A 17427-nucleotide genomic window follows, 5' to 3' on the forward strand; every position below is an offset into this window, starting at 1 on the left:
CGTTCTTGTTGGAAACCAAGGTCGCGGGCGCTGCGGCGTTCGCTAAATTCATGACCGTGTTGCAGGCGGTGGCCGATGCGCCCGAACCGCCCACGGCCGCGCTGCTGGCGCGTACCTGCGGCTATCCACGCCCGACGGTCTACCGCATCGTGGCGGCGCTGGCCGAGCAGGGCATGGTGGCGGAATCGGGCGGCGTGTACCGCCTGGGCACGCGCCTGATGTCGCTGGCCAGCCGCGCCTGGTCGCAATTTGACCTGCGTGCGGCTCTGGCGCCCGACTTGCAGGCGCTGCGCGACGCCACCGGCGAAACCGTGCATCTGGCGGTGCCGGCCGGCCACGAAATGATCTATATCGACAAGCTGGAAAGCCCCGGCCCGGTGCGCATGGTGTCGCGCGTGGGGTCATCGGTGGCGCTGCATTCCAGCGCGGTCGGCAAGGCCTATTTGGCCGCGCTGGACGACGCCGCCCGCGAACGCCTGCTGCGCGATTTGCCGCTGCAGGCCCGCATGCCCGGCACCGTCACCAGCCTGCCTGCGCTGCGCACCGTGCTGGACGAGGCGCGCCGCCGCGGCTATGCCATGGACAACGAGGAAAATGAAGCCGGCATCGTCTGCTACGGCGTGGCGCTGTGCGACGCGGCTGGCCGGCCGGTGGCGGGCGTCAGCGTCAGCACCTTGCTGTTCCGGCGGCAAGACGACCCGCAAGCCGCTTATATCGATCCCTTGCTGCGGCTGCGCGACGCCGCCGCAGCCAAACTTGCCGTCCTGCCGGCATCGTCCGGCGGCGTCTGACCGTTCGCCACAGAGGAATTCCATGACCGCTTCCGCTCCTATCGCCTCAAAGCTTTCCGCCCTGCTGGCCGCCCGGGTCGTGCCCGTGCTGCGCTATACGGACGCGGCCACCGCCGCCTATGCCGCCGAAGTGGCCGTGGCGGCCGGCTGCACCACCCTGGAACTGACCTGGACGATTCCGGGCGTGACGGACCTGGTGCGCGCGCTGCGCGACAAGCACGGCGCCAGCCTGCTGCTGGGCGTGGGCACCGTGCTGGATGAAACCCAGGCGCGCGAGGCCCTGGTGGCGGGCGCCGATTTCCTGGTGTCGCCCGCCTTGGCCACCGATATCGTCGACATGGCGCACGCCGCCGACGCGCTATGCCTGCTGGGCGCGTTCAGCCCCACCGAAGTGCTGGCCGCGCGCCGCGCGGGCGTGGACGTAGTGAAGGTGTTCCCCGCCGACACCGGCGGCCCCAAGCATCTGGCCGCGCTGAAATCGGTTTACCCCGACACGATCTTCTGCCCCACGGGCGGCATTACGCAAGACAACATGGCGTCGTACTTTGCCGCAGGCGCCGGGCTGGTGGGCATCGGCAGCAACCTCTACGACAAGGCCGCCTTCGCCGCGCGCGACACCGCCGCGCTGGTGGCCCAGATCACCCGTACCCGCGAGGCCGCCCATGGCTGACTTCGATATCGTCGCGCTGGGCGAACCGCTGGTTGAGATGAACCAGACGCACAAGGGCCAGCTGCAATATCTGCAAGGCTTTGGCGGCGACACGTCCAACGCCGTTATCGCCGCGGCCCGGCAGGGCGCCCGCTGCGCCTACCTGACGCGCGTGGGCAATGACGCCTTTGGCGCCCAGTTCCTGGACTTGTGGGCCTCGGAAGGGGTCGACACCAGCGGCGTGCAGCGCGATGACGACGCCCACACTGGCCTGTACTTCGTGCAGCACGGCCCCGACGGCCATGCGTTCAGCTACCTGCGCCGCGGTTCCGCCGCCAGCCTGATGACGCCGGCTTTGCTGGATAGCGGGCTGATCGAACGCAGCCAGTTCCTGCACGTGTCCGGCATCAGCATGGCGATCAGCACCAGCGCCTGCGATACGGTGTTTGCCGCCATCGAACGTGCGCATGCGGCTGGCGCCCAGGTCAGCCTGGATTCGAACCTGCGCTTGCGGCTGTGGCCGGTTGACCGGGCGCGCGCCATCTTGCGCGAAACCATGCGCGAGGCGGACCTGTTCCTGCCCAGCATGGACGACATGCAGCACCTGACCGGCAACGACGACCCCGAACGCACGCTGGACTGGATTCGCGATGGTGGCGCGGCGGGCGTGGTGGTGCTGAAGCTGGGCAAGGACGGTTCCATCATTGACGACGGCAAGACACGCACGCCGGTCGCCGCGTTGCGCGTGGACGCGGTAGACGCCACGGGGGCGGGCGATTGTTTCGCCGGCAGCCTGCTGGCCCGGCGCTGCCAGGGCGATTCCTGGGAAGACGCGGTGCGCTACGCGAATGCGGCGGCGGCGTTGTCCACCTTGGGCTATGGCGCGGTGGACCCGTTGCCGCGCACCGAACAGGTTTTGGCAAGGCTGAAGTCGCTGGCGGAGTGATGGCGGAGTGATGGCGGAGTGATGGCGGGCAGGGCGTTGAAAAATTTAGGGACGGATTATTCCCTGCCGATTCGCCGCCCTGATTTCCCGCCATTGGCGCCACCTGTGAATTTCAGGCTAAAATGCCAAGTTACCCAATTTTTCCGCCAGCCCGACTACCGGTTGTGCGGGATATTTTTTCCGCAAATTCAACAGGAGAATCAACATGGCTGAACGCAAACGCGTGCGTCGTAACACCCTGGAACGCCGTTGCCTGGGCAAGGCCTTCAAGCGCTTGTTCGTCAAGTCGCCCAAGGGTGTTTTCAAGATGCTGGAAAAGATCAAGCGCGTCTAATCAACGCCCTGATCTGAAAAATCCCCGCATGGCGCAAGCTGTGCGGGGATTTTTTTTGGGGTGCACTGAAGCTGGGCGAAGCGCGAAATGGGTGCAGGGCGAAAGGGGCGAAGCGCGATACCCGTCAACCTATCAGACCGCCGGACCCAGCTTCGGCTTGATGAAATCCATGAACGCCCGCGTCTTCGCCGGCTGGATGCTTGACGGGTAGATCACGTAGATCGAGATCGGGTCCACCGACCAGCCCGGCAATACGCGCCGCAGTGAATTGCGCTTGATGATCGGGTCCAGCGCCTGGCAATGGGGCATCCGCGTAATGGCCAGGTCCAGCCCGGCCAGCGTGCCCGCAATGCTCATATTGTTGGCGGCAAGATGGCCGCTGACCGGCACCACTTCATTGACCGACCCGTTGTGCAGCGTCCAGTGCGAATGCGCGTCGTCGATGGTGGTGCGCAGGCATTGATGCTGGCTCAGATCGGCGGGCGTCTTCGGTTCGCCGTGGCGTTCCAGATAGCGGTCGGACGCATACAGATAGTTGTCCAGCGACACCAGTTCCTGCACCACCGCGCCATCGGGCCGCGTGGCGCCGCCGCCATTGCCATTGCCATTGCCGGCATCCAGCGTGGCCAGCGAAAAGTCTGAATTGCGGCCAAAGCGCAGCACTACGTCGAACGGCGTGCCTTGCGCGTCGGACGCCGTCATCATGCTCAGGTCGAATTCGCATTCGACGTCGGGATAACGGTCGGTGAAGTCGTTGATGGTTTCCGGCAGCAGCCAGATCGCCAGGCTATAGGGCATCGACACCCGCAAATTACCGGATGGGCCGCCGGACAGCGACAGCAATTGTTCATGCGCCAGACGCGCTTCGTCGATCAGCCCCTGGCAGCGGCGCATGTACGCCGCGCCCGCTTCGGTCAGGTCCAGCCGGCGCGTGTTGCGGTTGATGAGCCGCAGGCCGATGGCGCGTTCCAGTTCATTGATGCGGCGAGACAGCGTGGACGTGGGCATGTCCAGCGCGCGGGCCGCCATGCTGAAGCTCTTGCGCTTGGCAACCTCGACGAACAAGGCGATGTCATTGAGCTGGACAGTTGAAGCTTCCATAGGCATTCCGGTTTGGGCCGCACGAGTTTACGCCAGTCCCGCTTGCGGCCCAATGCACAAACCCGCGCAATTTCGCCTGAATAATGCACGCGTTGTCAGATTTGATTGCAAATTCGAATGGGATGGCATCGGTTAGTGGGGGCATATCCCCTACACTTCAGGCGAAAACAGATAGACCAAGACCGCAGCGGTGTCACGGAGATCGCAAAGGGGCATAGCAGGCATGACCGATACACCAACGTTTTTCACCGTTCTGACGCCCACCTACAACCGGGCAGGCACGCTGCACCGGGTGTATGAATCGCTCTCCCGGCAGACATTCAGGGATTTCGAATGGGTGGTGGTGGACGACGGTTCCACCGACAACACACACGAATCCATCCTGGATTGGCAGACGCGCGCCGATTTTCCCATCCGCTATATCTGGCAGAACAACCAGCACAAGAAAACCGCCTTCAACCGTGGCGTGCGTGAAGCGCAAGGCCAGATGATTGTGGGTCTGGACAGCGACGACGAAATGCCGCCCGATGCGCTGGCCACCTTCAAGGACGCCTGGGACGCCATCCCGCCTGCGCGCCGCGATTCCTATGTGGCGATCACGGGCTTGTGCGCGCGCCCTGACGGCAGCATCGTGGGCGACCGCTATCCGCAAGACGTCTTCGACAGCACCGCTGTGGACGTGTACTTCCGTTATCGCATCAAGGGCGAAAAATTCGGCTGCATGCGCACCGACATCCTCAGGAAATATCCCTTTCCCGAAGACGTGGCGGGCTTCGTGCCGGAAAGCCTGGTGTGGTGGGCGATTGCACGCGCGGGCTATCTCAGCCGTTTCATCAACCGCGTCGTGCGCACCTACCACGACACGCCGGGCGGCCTGAGCCAAGGCGCCGTGTCCGTGTCCAACAACGCGCAGGGCCTGTACCTGCTGGCGTGGGACATGCTGCAACATCACCTGGAATTCTTCCGCTTCCGGCCGCGCGAATTCATCATGGCGGCGGCGCGCTATACGCGCTTCCGCCTGCACCTGAAGCACTCCGGCGTCCCGACCGCCGTGCAGGCCTACAAGCTGACGAACCCCGTCGCGACCTTCATGGTGGCGGCGATGTGGCCCGTCGGCTATGCGCTATACCGCCGAGACCGGCGGCGCGGGGTGGCCTGAGCCGCCGTGGCTGGCGGCGCTGCCTGATCCGCCTTGGGCCGCGCCGTGGCCTAGGCCCAGGTACACCTCGACCACGCGCGGGTCCACGGCGACTTCCGCCGCCGGGCCTTCCAGCGTGACGGCGCCCGTCTCCAGCACATAGGCGTAGTCGGCCACTTGCAGTGCGGCGCGGGCGTTTTGTTCGATCAGCAAAATGGACACGCCCATCTCGCGCAGCCGCGCCACAATGCGAAACACTTCGCGTACGATGCGCGGCGCGAGGCCCAGGCTGGGTTCATCGAGCATCAGCAGCCGGGGTTTGGCCATCAGCGCGCGGCCCACGGCCAGCATCTGGCGTTCACCGCCCGACAGGGTGCCGGCCAACTGGGCATGGCGTTCCTTCAAGCGCGGGAACAGCTCATAGACCTCTGCCAGCGTCTTGTCCTGATCGCGCAGGCCGCAACGGAAGCGGTGGAACGCGCCCAGCATCAGGTTGTCTTGCACCGTCATCTCGGCAAAGAGTTCGCGTTTCTCCGGCACCAGATTCATGCCGGCCGCCACCATTTCTTCGATCTCGGCATGTTCTTGCGCCTTGCCGCCGAACGTGATGTGGCCCGTTGACGGCAGCACACCCATGATGGCGGACAGCAAGGTGGTCTTGCCCGCGCCGTTCGGGCCGATCACGGTCACGATCTGGCCTTCGCCCACCGTCAGGCTCACGCCCGACACGGCTTCCACCTTGTCGTAGGCCACGCGCAGGCCGCGCACTTCCAGCAGGTTCGTGCTCATTCGTCCACTCCGCCCAGATACGCTTCAAGCACCGCGGGGTTGTTCTGGATGTCGGCGGGCAAGCCTTCGGCGATCTTTTCGCCAAAGTCCATTACCACCACGCGATCCACCAGGCCCATCACGAAATCCATATCGTGCTCGACCAGCAGGATGGCCATGCCTTCAGCGCGCAGCTTCTTCAGCAGCTCGGCCAGCTCGCACTTTTCTTGATACCGCAGCCCGGCCGCGGGTTCGTCCAGCAGCAGGATGCACGGGTCGGAGGCCAGCGCGCGCGCAATTTCCAGAATGCGCTGTTGGCCCAGCGCCAGCGAGCCCGCCTCGTCGTGCAGATGCTTACCCAGGCCCACGCGCTCAACCTGGCGCGCGGCTTCGGCCAGCAGGCGCGCTTCTTCGGGCCGGTCCATGCGCCACGCCGCGGGCAGCACGCCGCGATGCCCGCGCAGGTGGGCGCCGATGGCCACGTTTTCCAGCACGCTCATGCGGCCCAGCAGGCGCACATGCTGGAACGTGCGCGACAACCCCAGCCGCGCAATCTTGCGCGCGCCAGCGCCCGCCACCGATTCGCCCAACAACGTCACCTGACCCGACGTAGGCGTATCCACGCCCGAGATCTGGTTGAACATCGTGCTCTTGCCCGCGCCGTTCGGGCCGATCAGCGCCAGGATTTCGCCCGCGCGTATCTCCAGGTTCATCGCGTTGTTGGCGACCAGGCCGCCGAACTTGCGCGTCACGTCCACGGCCTTCAGCACCACTTCTCCACGCGCCGGCATGGGCTTGCGCGGCAGCGGCTCGGCGTTCATGTCCACGCGGCGCACCGCCTTCTTGACCGGCACCCAGCGGGTCAGCACCGGCCACAGGCCGCTGCGGGCGCGGTGCAGCAACAGCACCATGCCAAACCCGAAAACGATGACTTCAAAGTTGCCCGTCTGGCCCAGCAGCTTGGGCATCCAGTCCTGCAGCCATTGCTTGAGCACGGTGAATACCCCCGCACCCACCAGCGCGCCCCAGACCTGGCCCGCGCCGCCGATGACGGTCATGAACAGGTATTCGATACCCATCTGCAAGCCGAACGGGTTGGGGTTCACGAAGCGCTGCATGTGCGCATACAGCCAGCCCGACGCGCAGGCCTGCAACGCCGCGATGATGAAGATCACCATGCGCGAACGCGCCGTGTCCACGCCCATGGATTCCGCCATGACGCGCCCGCCCTTGAGCGCGCGGATGGCGCGGCCTTCGCGCGAGTCCAGCAGGTTTTGCGTGGACCATACCGCCACGAGCAGGAACGCCCAGATCAGGTAGTAGATGTGTTCGCCCTGGTTCAACGACCAGCCGAACAGGCTGATGGCGGGGATGTCCGGAATGCCGGTATGCCCGCCCAGCCCTTCAACGGAACCGAAAGCGAAGTACAGCGACAAGCCCCATGCAATGGTGCCCAGTGGCAGGAAGTGGCCCGACAGCTTGAGCGTGATCGCGCCCAGCAAATACGCGATCACCAGCGTCAGCACCAGGCCGGCCAGCAGCGTCAGCCAGGGCGATGCGCCCAGCCATGCCAGCCAGCTGGGCAGCGTGTCGGCGCGGGTCGTCAGCAGCGCGGTGGTGTAGGCGCCCACGCCCACGAACGCGGCCTGCCCAAAGCTGGTCAACCCGCCCACGCCCGTCAGCAGCACCAGGCCCAGCGCCACCAGCGCGTACAGGCCGATGTAGTTCAGCAAGGTCACATAGAACGGCGGCAAGGCCAGCGGCCCCAGCGCCAGCAGCGCCAGGAACACGAAGAGGATGATGCGGGGGTTCATTCGTCTTCTTCCTCGACGTGATGGCTTTTCAACGAGCGCCAGAGCAGCACGGGGATGATCAGCGTGAACACAATGATTTCTTTGTAGGCGCTGGCGTAAAACGACGAGAACGCTTCGATCAGGCCCACCAGAATGGCGCCGCCCGCCGCCAGCGGGTAGCTGACCAGCCCGCCGATGATGGCGCCCACGAAGCCCTTCAGGCTGACCATGAAGCCTGAATCGAAATACATGGTGGTGATGGGGGCGATCAAAATGCCGGACACCGTGCCGATCAGCGCGGCCAGGAAGAAGGTGGCGCGGCCCGCGAAAATGGGCGAAATGCCCATCAGTCGCGCGCCCAGCCGGTTGAACGCGGCGGCGCGCAGGGCTTTGCCGTACATCGAGCGCTCAAAGAACTGGTACAGCACCACGATCAGCACCGCCGACACCGCCACCACCCACAGTGCCTGGCTGTTGACGTTGATCGGCCCCAGCGTCAGGCTGGCGTCGGAAAACGGCGCGGTGCGCGCGCCCTCGGCGCCAAACGCCAGCAGCCCCAGGCCAACCAGCGCCAGGTGCACGGCAATGGACACGATCAGCAGCACCAGCGTTGAAGCCGACGCGATGGGTTGGTAGAACAAGCGATACAGCTGCGGACCCATCGGCACCACCAGCAGCAGCGTCAGCAAGGCCTGCACCGCCATCGGCAATTGCGCCAGCGGCAGCTGGTAAAGCAGGCCCGCCAGGATCAGCGGATAGATCACCTTGACGCCAATGCGCCACAGGCCGCGGTTGCGGCCAGGGCGCTTGGCCCGCGCCATCAGGTCGGCGGCGGCTTCGGCCAGCGCGAACGCCAGCAGCAGCCAGACCAGCAGCACGGGTTTACCGGCCTGGATGGCCGCCATGGTCAGCGCACCGAAGGCGACGAATTCGCCCTGAGGGATGAACAGCACGCGGGTAACGGTAAAGACCAGCAGGATCGACAACGCCAACAACGCATAGATCGCGCCGTTGGTGATGCCGTCCTGCCCAAGTATCAAGGCGATCTGAGCATTCATGCGAAAAAGTCCAAGCCGTTACTTCACGAGCGTCCAGTTGCCGTCTTTGACGGTGATGAGCTCGCGGCCGCGGTCATCGAAGCCGCTGTGGTCCGCGGCGCTCATGTTGTAGACGCCTTGCGTGCCTACCAGCTCCTTGGTCTGTTCCAGCGCGTCGCGCAAGGCGCTGCGGAATTCCTTGGTGCCCGGCTTGCCGGCCTTTTCTGCAATCGGTACCGCCTTTTCCAACAACAGGCCGGCGTCATAGACGTTGGCGCCGAAGGTGGCGGGCTTGGAGCCGTTCAACTTTTCGTACGCGGCGATGTAGTCGCTGGCGACTTTCTTGGACGGGTTGCTGTCCGGCATTTCCGGCAGCACCAGCATCAGGCTGGCGGCCAGCACCGTGCCTTCGACCTTCTTGCCGCCCAGCTTCAGGAAGTCGGGCAGGGCCGCGCCGTGGGTTTGGTAGAACTTGCCCTTGTAGCCCTGATCGAACAGCGTGGTTTGCGGCAACACGCTGGCCGCACCCGGGGCAGCGACCAGCACGGCGTCGGGCTTGGCGGCCAGGATCTTCAAGGCCTGGCCCGTGACCGAGCTGTCAAAGCGCAGGTAGCGTTCGTTGGCGGTGACCTTGATGCCTTTCTCGGTGGCCAGGCCCGAGAAAACCTTGTACCAGTTCTCGCCATACGGATCGTTCAGGCCGATGAAGCCCACCGTCTTGATGCCGTTCTTGGCCATGTGGTCCACCAGCGCACGGGCGATGATGTCGTCGTTCTGCGTGGTCTTGAACACCCACTTCTTCTGATCGTTCATCGGCAGCACCACCGCCGCTGTGCCCACGGGCGCCAGCATCGGCACGCCGGCTTCCGCGGCGAACTGGATCACGCCCATGGCGTTGGGCGAACCCGACGGCCCGATCAGCGCGTCCACGTTCTGCTCCGAAATCAGTTTCTTGAAGGCGGTGACCGAGTTGGTCGAATCGCTGGCGTCGTCCAGCGAGATGTACTCAATGGTCAGGTCACCGATCTTCTTGGGCAGCAGCGGCACCGTGTTCTTTTGCGGAATGCCCACCAGCGCGGTGGGGCCGGTGGACGACGTGACGACGCCCACTTTGACTTGGGCCAGCGCGGGCAGGGCGAACAGGGTGGCGATGGCGGCAGCAGCAGCCAGGGGGAGTTTCTTCGACAGCATGGCAAAACCTCCGGATAGGGAGCAGAGTGGGAGTGCGGCTGAAAAGCGGAGAAAACAGGAACGACAGGAATTACTTGTTGCTTAAAATCTCTAACCCTCAAGGATGAGCACTGTAGACGTGGTACTGATGCTTACCTATCCGTTAAAACCCGACGACAGACGGGGGATGCGCCCGGTCAGATGGTGATGGAACTGACGCTGGCGCCGCCGCACACAAACAAGGTCTGGCCGGTGACGAAGCTGTTGGCGGGGTCCGCAAAGAACATCACGGCGCGCGCCACATCGTCCGAGCGGCCCAGGCGCTTGACCGGGATGCCGTTGGCCAGCTGCTTTTCTCGTTCGCTGCCGGGTTCGATCACTTCGTAGAACATGTCCGTCTGGATCGGGCCGGGCGCCACCACGTTGACCGTGATGCCGTAGGGCGCAAGCTCCAGCGACCATGTGCGCGCCATGCCGACCATGCCGGCCTTGGTGGCCGAGTACGCAGTGCGGGTGGGCAGGCCCAGCGCGCCGCGCGAAGACATCATCACGATGCGGCCGAAATGGCGTTCCTGCATGCCGGGCAACGCGGCCTGCACCAGGCTGATCGCCGCACCCAGGTGGATCTGCGTCAACCCGTGCAGCTCTTCCTGCGTGACTTGCGGCAACAGGTTTGGCCAGATGACGCCCGCGTTGTGGATAACGTGGCTGATGGGAAATTTGGACGCGGCCTCCTGGCCGGCTTGCGCGGTGGCGTCAGCGTCCAGCAAGTCCACCTGCATGTTGTGCAGGCGCGGGTGGGTGAAGTCAGCGGCGCGGCGCGCCATCGAAATCACTTCGTAGCCCGCATCCAGCATGCTGCGGCAGATTTCGGCGCCGATGCCGGCGCTGCCGCCGGTGACCAGCGCTACGTTCGTATGTGTCATGCGTGTCCTTGGTTGGAGTTCGCCAAATGTGCCGGTCAGGCCTTGGGCGCCAGCGCCAGCACGCGCAGGGGGCTGCCCGAACCGCTGCGGATCTTCAGCGGCGCCGAGAAGATCACCGCGCCCGTCGGCGGCAGCTGATCCAGGTTCGTCAGGCATTGCAGGCCGTAGCGGTTGTTGCCGTGCATGTAGTAGTGGCAGGGGTAGGGCGGGTCCAGATGCTGGGCCTGGCCCGCGTCCGTGCCCACGGATTCCGTGCCGAAGCCGTGCACATCGCGCTCCTTGATCAGCCAGGGCACAACGTCGGCGTCGGGGCCGGGCGAGTGCGCACCGTCGTCTTGCAGGTTCAGGTATTCGGCGGGCTTGGCGCGCTTGGACCAGTCGGTGCGCATCAGCACCCACGAGCGCGCGGGGATGCGGCCATGCTGTTCTTCCCACTTCTTCACGAAGTCGATGGTGAGCAGGAAGTCGGGGTTGTTGCGGGCCTCGGCGGAACAGTCGATGACGCAGGCGCTGGCGATGAAGGCGTCGATGGGAATCGTGTCGACGGTGTTGTCGGGCTGGTCTTTGCCGGTGACCCAATGCGCGGGCGCGTCAAAGTGCGTGCCGGTGTGTTCCGAGCACGAGAAGTTGTTCCAGTACCAAGCCGGGCCGCGCTCGTCGTAACGCGAGATTTCCTCGATGCGGAACGGCCACGCTTGGCCGAATTCAGGAGGCAGCACGATGGTGGGGAATTCTGGCGTCAGCGTCTCGGTCAGGTCCACGATGCCGATGCGCCCGGACGCAAGTTCCGTCATGAATTGGGCAAGTATGTTCTGGCTCATGCTGTTGCTCCTTTTGATTCGTGTTGGGGGTCGTGCGTGGGCGGCGGCGGGGAGTCATGCCGGAGCCGTCAGGCGCCCAGTTCCCGTTCCAGTCCCTTGGGGTTTTCGGCCAGCCGAGCGCGGAATTCCTGCGCCACGTCGCCGACATAGACGTCTTCAACGCCATCCTTCAAGGCGCGCACGATGGCGGCGGCAATGGCTGCCGGCGCCACGCGCGGCGGGGGCGTGCGCTGTTCCCATTCGTGGTCGACCGGCCCGGGGAACACGTTCACCACCCGCACGCCCGCGCCACGCATCTCGGCGCGCAGGCATTGCGTCAGCGACAAGGCGGCGGCTTGCGACGCCGACCACATGCCGCGCGACGGCAGGTTCATGTGCGCGTAGATGGACAGCACGTTGACCCAGGCGGTGGCGCTGTTCACGCCGTCGGCGGCGCGGCCGCACAGCGCGGGGCCGAAGCCTTGCGCCAGCCGCATCAGGCCCAGCACGTTGACGTCCAGCGCGTCGAGCGCGGTGTTTACGTCCTTGCGGCCCATCAGGCCGCCTTCGCGTTCCAGGTCGGCCGTGTTCACCAGGATCTCGACCTTGCCGCCGATGGAAGCCGCCGCGCGTTCGACGGAATCGGTATCGGTGACATCCAGCGTCACCGTCTGCACGCGCGGGTCGGCGGCCAGCGCGTCAAACGCCGCGTCGCGCTTCCAGGTTTGCGGGTTGCCCACGAACACCGTGGGGCAACCTGCGTCCAGCAAGGCGCGCGCGACGGCATTGCCCACGGCGGATTTGCCATCGGTGACGAGCGCGCGGCGGAACTTCGGGTCGCACGAGGTTTCGCGCAGGGTCTTGTCGTCTTCCATGTTCGGGGTATTCCTTTCTGGCAGAGCGATCATCACGGCCTGGCCGCTGCGGTCCAGCTTCAGCGTCAGCCGCACGCGGGCGCCATCGGCGCAGTCTTGGTGCACATGGGCCACCACCGACGGGCCGGCGTCCATGCGCACGGTGCCTACGCGCCACGGCAGGCGTTCGCGGAAGTACAGGTCGTTGCTGTGATGCAGGGTGGTGCTGACCAGCAGCACGCCGTTGGGGTCGGCAGGCTTCCAGGGCAGGTGCTCGGACAGGCAATGGCCGCAGACTTCACGCGGCGGATATTGCACCGCGCCGCAGTCGGCGCAGGTCTGAAGATCAAAGCGGCCTTCGGCGGCGGCGGCGGTCAGCCCCAGCGCGGCGCGGCTACGCGAACCCGGCGGCAGCGTGGGCTGGCGAGTGCGCGCCACCGGATTCTTCCGGGGCGGTTTGGCTAGCGGCTCGGTCATGCGTCGCTCCTTGCCAGAATGGCCGCGGCGGTGCACAGCCCGCGGTCGTAATTGATCATGCCGAAGCCGCTGACCAAGCCAATGCGGGCGTCAGCCACTTGCGTGCCGCCTGCGGTGCCGGTCAGTTGGCGCAAGGCTTCGATCAGGCCCAGGTAGCCGCCCGCGGCACCCGCCTGGCCTACCGACAGCTGGCCGCCATTGGTGTTGAAGGGGAAGCTGCCGTCCACGGTGAAGGTGTGCTTGCGGATGAATTCCGGCGCGGCGCCTTTTTCGCAGAAGCCCAGGTCTTCCATTTGCATCAGGTTGATGACGGGATAGTCGTCATAGGCTTGCAGGAAGTCCATGTCGGCGGGCGTGGCGTTGGCTTGGCCGTAGAGTTCGTCCACGTCCATGGTCCAGCCGCCGCGCTTCTGGATCGGGTCGTCGATCCAGGCGTTGTGGCGTTCGATGGTGGCGCGGATGCGGGCGTAGGGCAGGTTCAGCGCGCGTGCCTGATCTTCGCGCATCACCAGAAAAGCGTCGGCGCCCGCGCAGGGCATCACGCAGTCGAACAGGTGGATTGGGTCGGTGATGACGCGCGCGTCCAGGTACTGCTGCAAGCTCAGCGGCTTTTTCATCAGCGCGTGCGGATAGCGCAAGGCGTTGTCGCGCTGGGCCACGCACAGCTTGCCGAAGTCTTCGCGGGTGGCACCCGTGGTGCGCATGTAGTTGGCCGTCAGCAGGGCGAAGCTGGCGTTCGGCCCGCCCGCGCCATAGGGGTAGACGGCGTCTTGCGCAAAGCGCGAGAACTGGCTGACCGTGTTGCGAAACGAGTCCACGTGGTTGGTGTCGCCCGCGATGCAGGCCACGATGTTCGCGTCGCCCGCTTGCACGGCGCGCGCGGCGCGGCGCAGGGCAGCCACGCCGCTGGCGCCGCCCATGGGGATGTGGTCCAGCCAGCGCGGGCTCATGCCCAGGTGCTGGACGAGACCCACGGCGGTGTCGGGCGCCAGCGTGAAGCTGGACACGCACAGGCCGTCGACATCAGTCTTGGCCACGCCGGACTGCCGGATAAGCGCGCCGAGTGCGCGCCCCAGCCACCAATGCGCGGCATGGGTGGAATAGCGTTCATACGGGATCGTGACGGGCAGCGCCGCCACAATGCCGTCGTAGCCCAGGCGGCTCATTGGGCAGACTCCTGGCGGGCGGGTTCCTGGCGCTTTTTCATGGCGTTGGTGTCGACGCAGCGCGCCGTGCCGGGCAGGGTGGGCGCAAGCGCCTTCATCTCGCCGCGCTGGATCTTGTTGGTGGTGGTGAGCGGCAGGCTGTCCACAAACGCCACATAGCCGGGCGCCTTGTAGTACGCCAGCTGCTCCAGGCACCACTGCACGATGCCGCGCGCGGCCTCCGCCATGGCGGAGGCGTCGGCGGGCAGGGATTCGGGCACCACGCAGGCCAGCACTTCGTCGCCGCGCACCGGGTCTGGCACGGCGGCCACCGCCACCGCTTTGACCAGCGGATGCTGCATCAGCACGCTTTCCACTTCCACGGCGGAAATGTTTTCACCGCTGCGGCGAATCACGTTCTTCTTGCGGTCTACGAAGCGCAGCGCCCCGTCGGCTTCGCGGCGGACGATGTCGCCCGTGTGGAACCAGCCGTCCTGCCAGGCTTCATCGGTTGCGGCTTCGTCTTTCAGGTAGCCGGCAAAGAAGCCGTAGCGCGGGTCGTCGCCCGCATGGCGGACCAGCAGTTCGCCATGTTCGCCCACGGCGGCGGGCTGGCCGGCGTCGGTCACGATGCGCACGTCGACGTCATCTTCTTCGCGGCCGAAGCTGCTGGTGCCGATGTGGCGCGGTTCCTGGTTGGCGATGATGACGGCGCCCGCGCCGGTTTCGGTCATGGCCCAGGCTTCCAGCAAGGGGAAGCCGAAGCGCGCTTCAAAGGGCGCATGCAGCTTGCGGTCTACGCCCGCACCGAAACCGAAGCGGATGGCGGGCTGCAAGTCGTCGTCCGACGGCGCGGCCTTCATCAGGATGGCGGGCATGACGCCCAGGTAATGCAGCACGGTGGCGCCGGAGTCGCGCACGCTGTTCCACCATGTTTTGGGATGAAAGCGATCCAGCGGAATCAGGCAGCCGCCGGTCAGCACCATCGCCATGGCCGAATACGCCATCGCGTTCATGTGGACCAGCGGCAGCGGGGTCAGCATGCGTTCCTGGCCGGGGCGCAGCGCGGCCAGGCCGCCAATGCGCGCATACCAGCCACCCGCGTGCAGGAAGTAGCGGTTGGGCAGGATGCAGCCCTTGGGGCGGCCAGTCGTGCCAGACGTGTACAGCAGCGCGCACTCGGTCAGTTCGGTAGGCGCGGTATCGCCCAGCGGCGCGGCAAAGGGGGCGGCGGGCGGCGCGTCGTCCGGACCCATCACGCGCAACGGGCGGCCCGCGCGTGCGGCGGCGGCCATCAGGTCGGCATGACGGTGCGGCAGGGCGACGGCCAAGGCGATCTCGGAGTGGCCGGTCAGGTATTCGAGTTCGGCCGCGCGCAGGTCGGGGTTGATCGGCACGACCGATACGCCCAGCGCGTTCAACGCGAACCAATGCAGGAAGAACGACGGGCGGTTCTCCAACAGCAGCCCCACGCGATGGCCATGGCCATAGCCCGCTTGGGCATAGGCGGCGCGCAGGGTGCCGATGGCATCCGCCGCGCGGGCGTAGCTGAGTTCGCCAACGTCGATGCCGTAGACGTCAGCGGTTTCCGGCAGGATGCACAGAAAGGGCTGGGCGCCGTAACGGGCGGCGGTGTCGCTGAAAGCCTGATGGACGGTGGTGCTCACAAGCCGCTCCTACATGAACAGTTGGATGTTGCCGAAGGCGGCATCGCAGTTGACGAGGTCAACGCGCTTCAAGCGGATGCGCAGCGCGCCGTCCTGCTCGACCAGGTGATGCGTGGCCCAGCCGGCAAACAGCGTCTGCGTGTCCTGCCGGGTTTCGACGTAGTGGAAGGCGGTGCGCACCACATGCCGGCCTTCGTTAGGCGCGGCGTCCGGGTGGCCGTGTTCCACCGTGGGCGCTTGCAGCAGGTGATGGCAACGGCTCTTGGGTTGCTGCGAAAACGTGCGCTGGCCGGCCAGCCGTTCCACGCGTACGCGCAACAGCAGCTTGTCTTCGTACATCAATGAGGCATGCAGCTTCGGGTCGGTCTGGCCATGCGCCAGCGGCATCCAGTAGTACCCGTCTTCGGTGTACAGGTTCAGCCAGTCTTCAAAGCGCAGCTCGTCCAGCAGGCGCGCTTCGGCGTAGACAAAATCAATCAACTCGCGGTCGCTTGCGCTCATACCGACTCCGGTCCGGTCATGTAGCGGCCCCATGCGCGGTACTGGTTGCGCATCTGCCATTCATTGGTGCCGTTGGTGGTGACGTTTTTCTGGCCGGCTTCATCCGGGGTGTACAGACGGCCCACGTTGACCCAGTCGCGCGCCCGCGAATTCAAACCGTCTTGCGCGCGTTCGTACATTTCCAGATCGTCATGGCCGACAACGGACGTGGGCGCGTTGATCAGCCGGTTGTACATAAGCGTGCGTTCCAGCAGCAGGTCGGGCGCGCCCACCAGGCGGAACGTCCACGATTCCACCAGCGTGCGGTCGGCGGCGATGGGCTTGAAGATGCGCAGCGTCTGGATCGGGCCCTTCACCATGATGTTGGGGAAGTACACAGTGTTGTGGCGCACATCGCCCAGAATCTGCTTGGCGCGTTCTTCGCCATAGGCTTCAACCATCGAATCCCAGTAACCCGGCACGCCCGAGTACGACGCGTGGATGGAGTCCGATACGCCGGTATGCCCGTGGCCGTTTTCCCACACGCGTATGCCCATGTTCTCGAAGAATTCATACGGCGAGATAAAGGGCGCAAACAGTTCCACCGCCATCGGTTTGGGCGTGCCTTCCGGCGCCTGTTCCCACACCTTCACGGCGGTGCCGGCCGACGATTCATGCGCCACCATCGGGTGGCAGGTGTCGGTCTGGTTGTCGACCAGCATCTTCCAGTTGCAACGATGCATGTAGCGCAGCACGCCGCCAGCCACTTCCAGCCGGCCTTCCGGGGACCGGTCAACCATGTTGTCCAGCGTGGACAAGGATTCGCCGAAGAAGTCCTCGAACGACTGGCCTTCCGGATTCAAGCGGCAGAACACGAAGCCGCGATGGTTCTTCACGTCTTTGACGGCCGCCATGCCCTGGCTGGCTTCGCAGTTTTCCAGGCCGGTGTTTTCGTAGCCTTTCTTCAGCGGAATCGACAGCAGGCTGCCATCGGTCTTGAACGTCCAGGCGTGGTAGGGGCAGCGGAAGAACTTGCCGGTGTTGCCACAGGCCTCGCCCGCCACCATCGTGCCCTTGTGCGGACAGCGGTTGTGCAGCACGCGCACGGTCTTGTCGCTATGGCGCACCATCACCACGGGCTGGTTGCCGACGGTGGTGGTGATGTAGTCGCCGTTGTTCGGCACCTGGCTGTCGTGCCCGACGTAGACCCAGGTGTTGGCGTACAGGCGCTCCATTTCCAGGTCGAACAGTTCCTGGTCGATGAACAGGTCTTTGTGGACTTCCGTGTCGCGCAGCAGGGCGCGGATGGCGTCGGGGTTGTCTCGGTATTTGGCCATGGTCGCTTCCTTGT

At 65.4% G+C, this 17427-nt stretch carries 17 protein-coding genes; 5 read left to right on the forward strand and 12 right to left on the reverse strand.

What is annotated here, in order from left to right:
- Positions 1-5 precede the first annotated feature (5 nt).
- The 4 genes from HV765_RS20530 to HV765_RS32070 all read left to right on the forward strand — a co-directional run bounded on the left by HV765_RS20530 (position 6) and on the right by HV765_RS32070 (position 2720).
- Positions 6-791: an IclR family transcriptional regulator gene (locus HV765_RS20530; protein ID WP_254600656.1), complete on the forward strand. Its 786-nt coding sequence runs from the start codon at positions 6-8 to the stop codon at positions 789-791.
- A 22-nt stretch (positions 792-813) separates the two neighbouring features.
- Positions 814-1461, forward strand: coding sequence for a bifunctional 4-hydroxy-2-oxoglutarate aldolase/2-dehydro-3-deoxy-phosphogluconate aldolase (locus tag HV765_RS20535; RefSeq protein WP_175170790.1), 648 nt, complete (start codon positions 814-816; stop codon positions 1459-1461).
- Complete coding sequence (locus HV765_RS20540) at positions 1454-2386, forward strand: sugar kinase (protein WP_054428089.1); 933 nt, start codon at positions 1454-1456, stop codon at positions 2384-2386. The genes HV765_RS20535 and HV765_RS20540 overlap by 8 nt, the downstream gene beginning before the upstream one ends.
- Positions 2387-2591: 205 nt before the next feature.
- A complete protein-coding gene (locus HV765_RS32070) occupies positions 2592-2720 on the forward strand; it encodes a hypothetical protein (protein WP_006226408.1) in 129 nt (42 codons plus the stop codon).
- Positions 2721-2852: 132 nt separating this feature from the next.
- On the opposite strand, the gene HV765_RS20545 is transcribed toward HV765_RS32070, so the two are convergent.
- Entirely contained in the window at positions 2853-3821 is a 969-nt protein-coding gene (locus tag HV765_RS20545; protein WP_054428088.1) for a LysR family transcriptional regulator, read from the reverse strand.
- 223 nt (positions 3822-4044) lie between these two features.
- Here HV765_RS20545 and HV765_RS20550 point away from each other — a divergent pair, with 223 nt between their 5' ends.
- Positions 4045-4980: a glycosyltransferase family 2 protein gene (locus HV765_RS20550; RefSeq protein ID WP_054428087.1), complete on the forward strand. Its 936-nt coding sequence runs from the start codon at positions 4045-4047 to the stop codon at positions 4978-4980.
- On the opposite strand, the gene HV765_RS20555 is transcribed toward HV765_RS20550, so the two are convergent.
- The 11 genes from HV765_RS20555 to HV765_RS20605 form a co-directional block, all read right to left on the reverse strand.
- Positions 4945-5748: an ABC transporter ATP-binding protein gene (locus HV765_RS20555; protein ID WP_254600657.1), complete on the reverse strand. Its 804-nt coding sequence runs from the start codon at positions 5746-5748 to the stop codon at positions 4945-4947. The two genes, HV765_RS20550 and HV765_RS20555, sit on opposite strands and share 36 nt — an antisense overlap.
- Positions 5745-7541 carry a branched-chain amino acid ABC transporter ATP-binding protein/permease gene (locus HV765_RS20560; RefSeq protein WP_054428086.1) on the reverse strand — a complete coding sequence of 599 codons (1797 nt, stop codon included), beginning with the start codon at positions 7539-7541 and terminating at the stop codon, positions 5745-5747. Before HV765_RS20560 ends, HV765_RS20555 begins: the two co-directional genes overlap by 4 nt.
- Positions 7538-8578, reverse strand: a complete 1041-nt coding sequence (locus HV765_RS20565; RefSeq protein WP_175170791.1) for a branched-chain amino acid ABC transporter permease — start codon at positions 8576-8578, stop codon at positions 7538-7540. Before HV765_RS20565 ends, HV765_RS20560 begins: the two co-directional genes overlap by 4 nt.
- Before the next feature lie 18 nt (positions 8579-8596).
- Positions 8597-9748: an ABC transporter substrate-binding protein gene (locus HV765_RS20570; protein WP_054428084.1), complete on the reverse strand. Its 1152-nt coding sequence runs from the start codon at positions 9746-9748 to the stop codon at positions 8597-8599.
- A gap of 176 nt (positions 9749-9924) precedes the next feature.
- On the reverse strand, positions 9925-10653 hold the full coding sequence (locus HV765_RS20575) for an SDR family NAD(P)-dependent oxidoreductase (RefSeq protein ID WP_054428083.1): 729 nt from the start codon (positions 10651-10653) through the stop codon (positions 9925-9927).
- Positions 10654-10688: 35 nt separating this feature from the next.
- Positions 10689-11474, reverse strand: coding sequence for a cyclase family protein (locus HV765_RS20580; protein WP_175170792.1), 786 nt, complete (start codon positions 11472-11474; stop codon positions 10689-10691).
- 68 nt (positions 11475-11542) lie between these two features.
- Entirely contained in the window at positions 11543-12784 is a 1242-nt protein-coding gene (locus HV765_RS20585) for an SDR family NAD(P)-dependent oxidoreductase (RefSeq protein ID WP_175170793.1), read from the reverse strand.
- A complete protein-coding gene (locus HV765_RS20590; RefSeq protein ID WP_175170794.1) occupies positions 12781-13950 on the reverse strand; it encodes a thiolase family protein in 1170 nt (389 codons plus the stop codon). The genes HV765_RS20585 and HV765_RS20590 overlap by 4 nt, the downstream gene beginning before the upstream one ends.
- Positions 13947-15596, reverse strand: coding sequence for an AMP-binding protein (locus HV765_RS20595; protein ID WP_175170795.1), 1650 nt, complete (start codon positions 15594-15596; stop codon positions 13947-13949). The genes HV765_RS20590 and HV765_RS20595 overlap by 4 nt, the downstream gene beginning before the upstream one ends.
- Positions 15597-15605: 9 nt before the next feature.
- Positions 15606-16097, reverse strand: coding sequence for an aromatic-ring-hydroxylating dioxygenase subunit beta (locus HV765_RS20600; RefSeq protein WP_175170796.1), 492 nt, complete (start codon positions 16095-16097; stop codon positions 15606-15608).
- Entirely contained in the window at positions 16094-17413 is a 1320-nt protein-coding gene (locus tag HV765_RS20605) for an aromatic ring-hydroxylating dioxygenase subunit alpha (RefSeq protein WP_054428077.1), read from the reverse strand. Before HV765_RS20605 ends, HV765_RS20600 begins: the two co-directional genes overlap by 4 nt.
- Positions 17414-17427 lie beyond the last annotated feature (14 nt).

The sequence above is a fragment of the Achromobacter kerstersii genome, assembly GCF_902859595.1.
In the GTDB taxonomy this organism is placed as follows: domain Bacteria; phylum Pseudomonadota; class Gammaproteobacteria; order Burkholderiales; family Burkholderiaceae_B; genus Achromobacter; species Achromobacter kerstersii.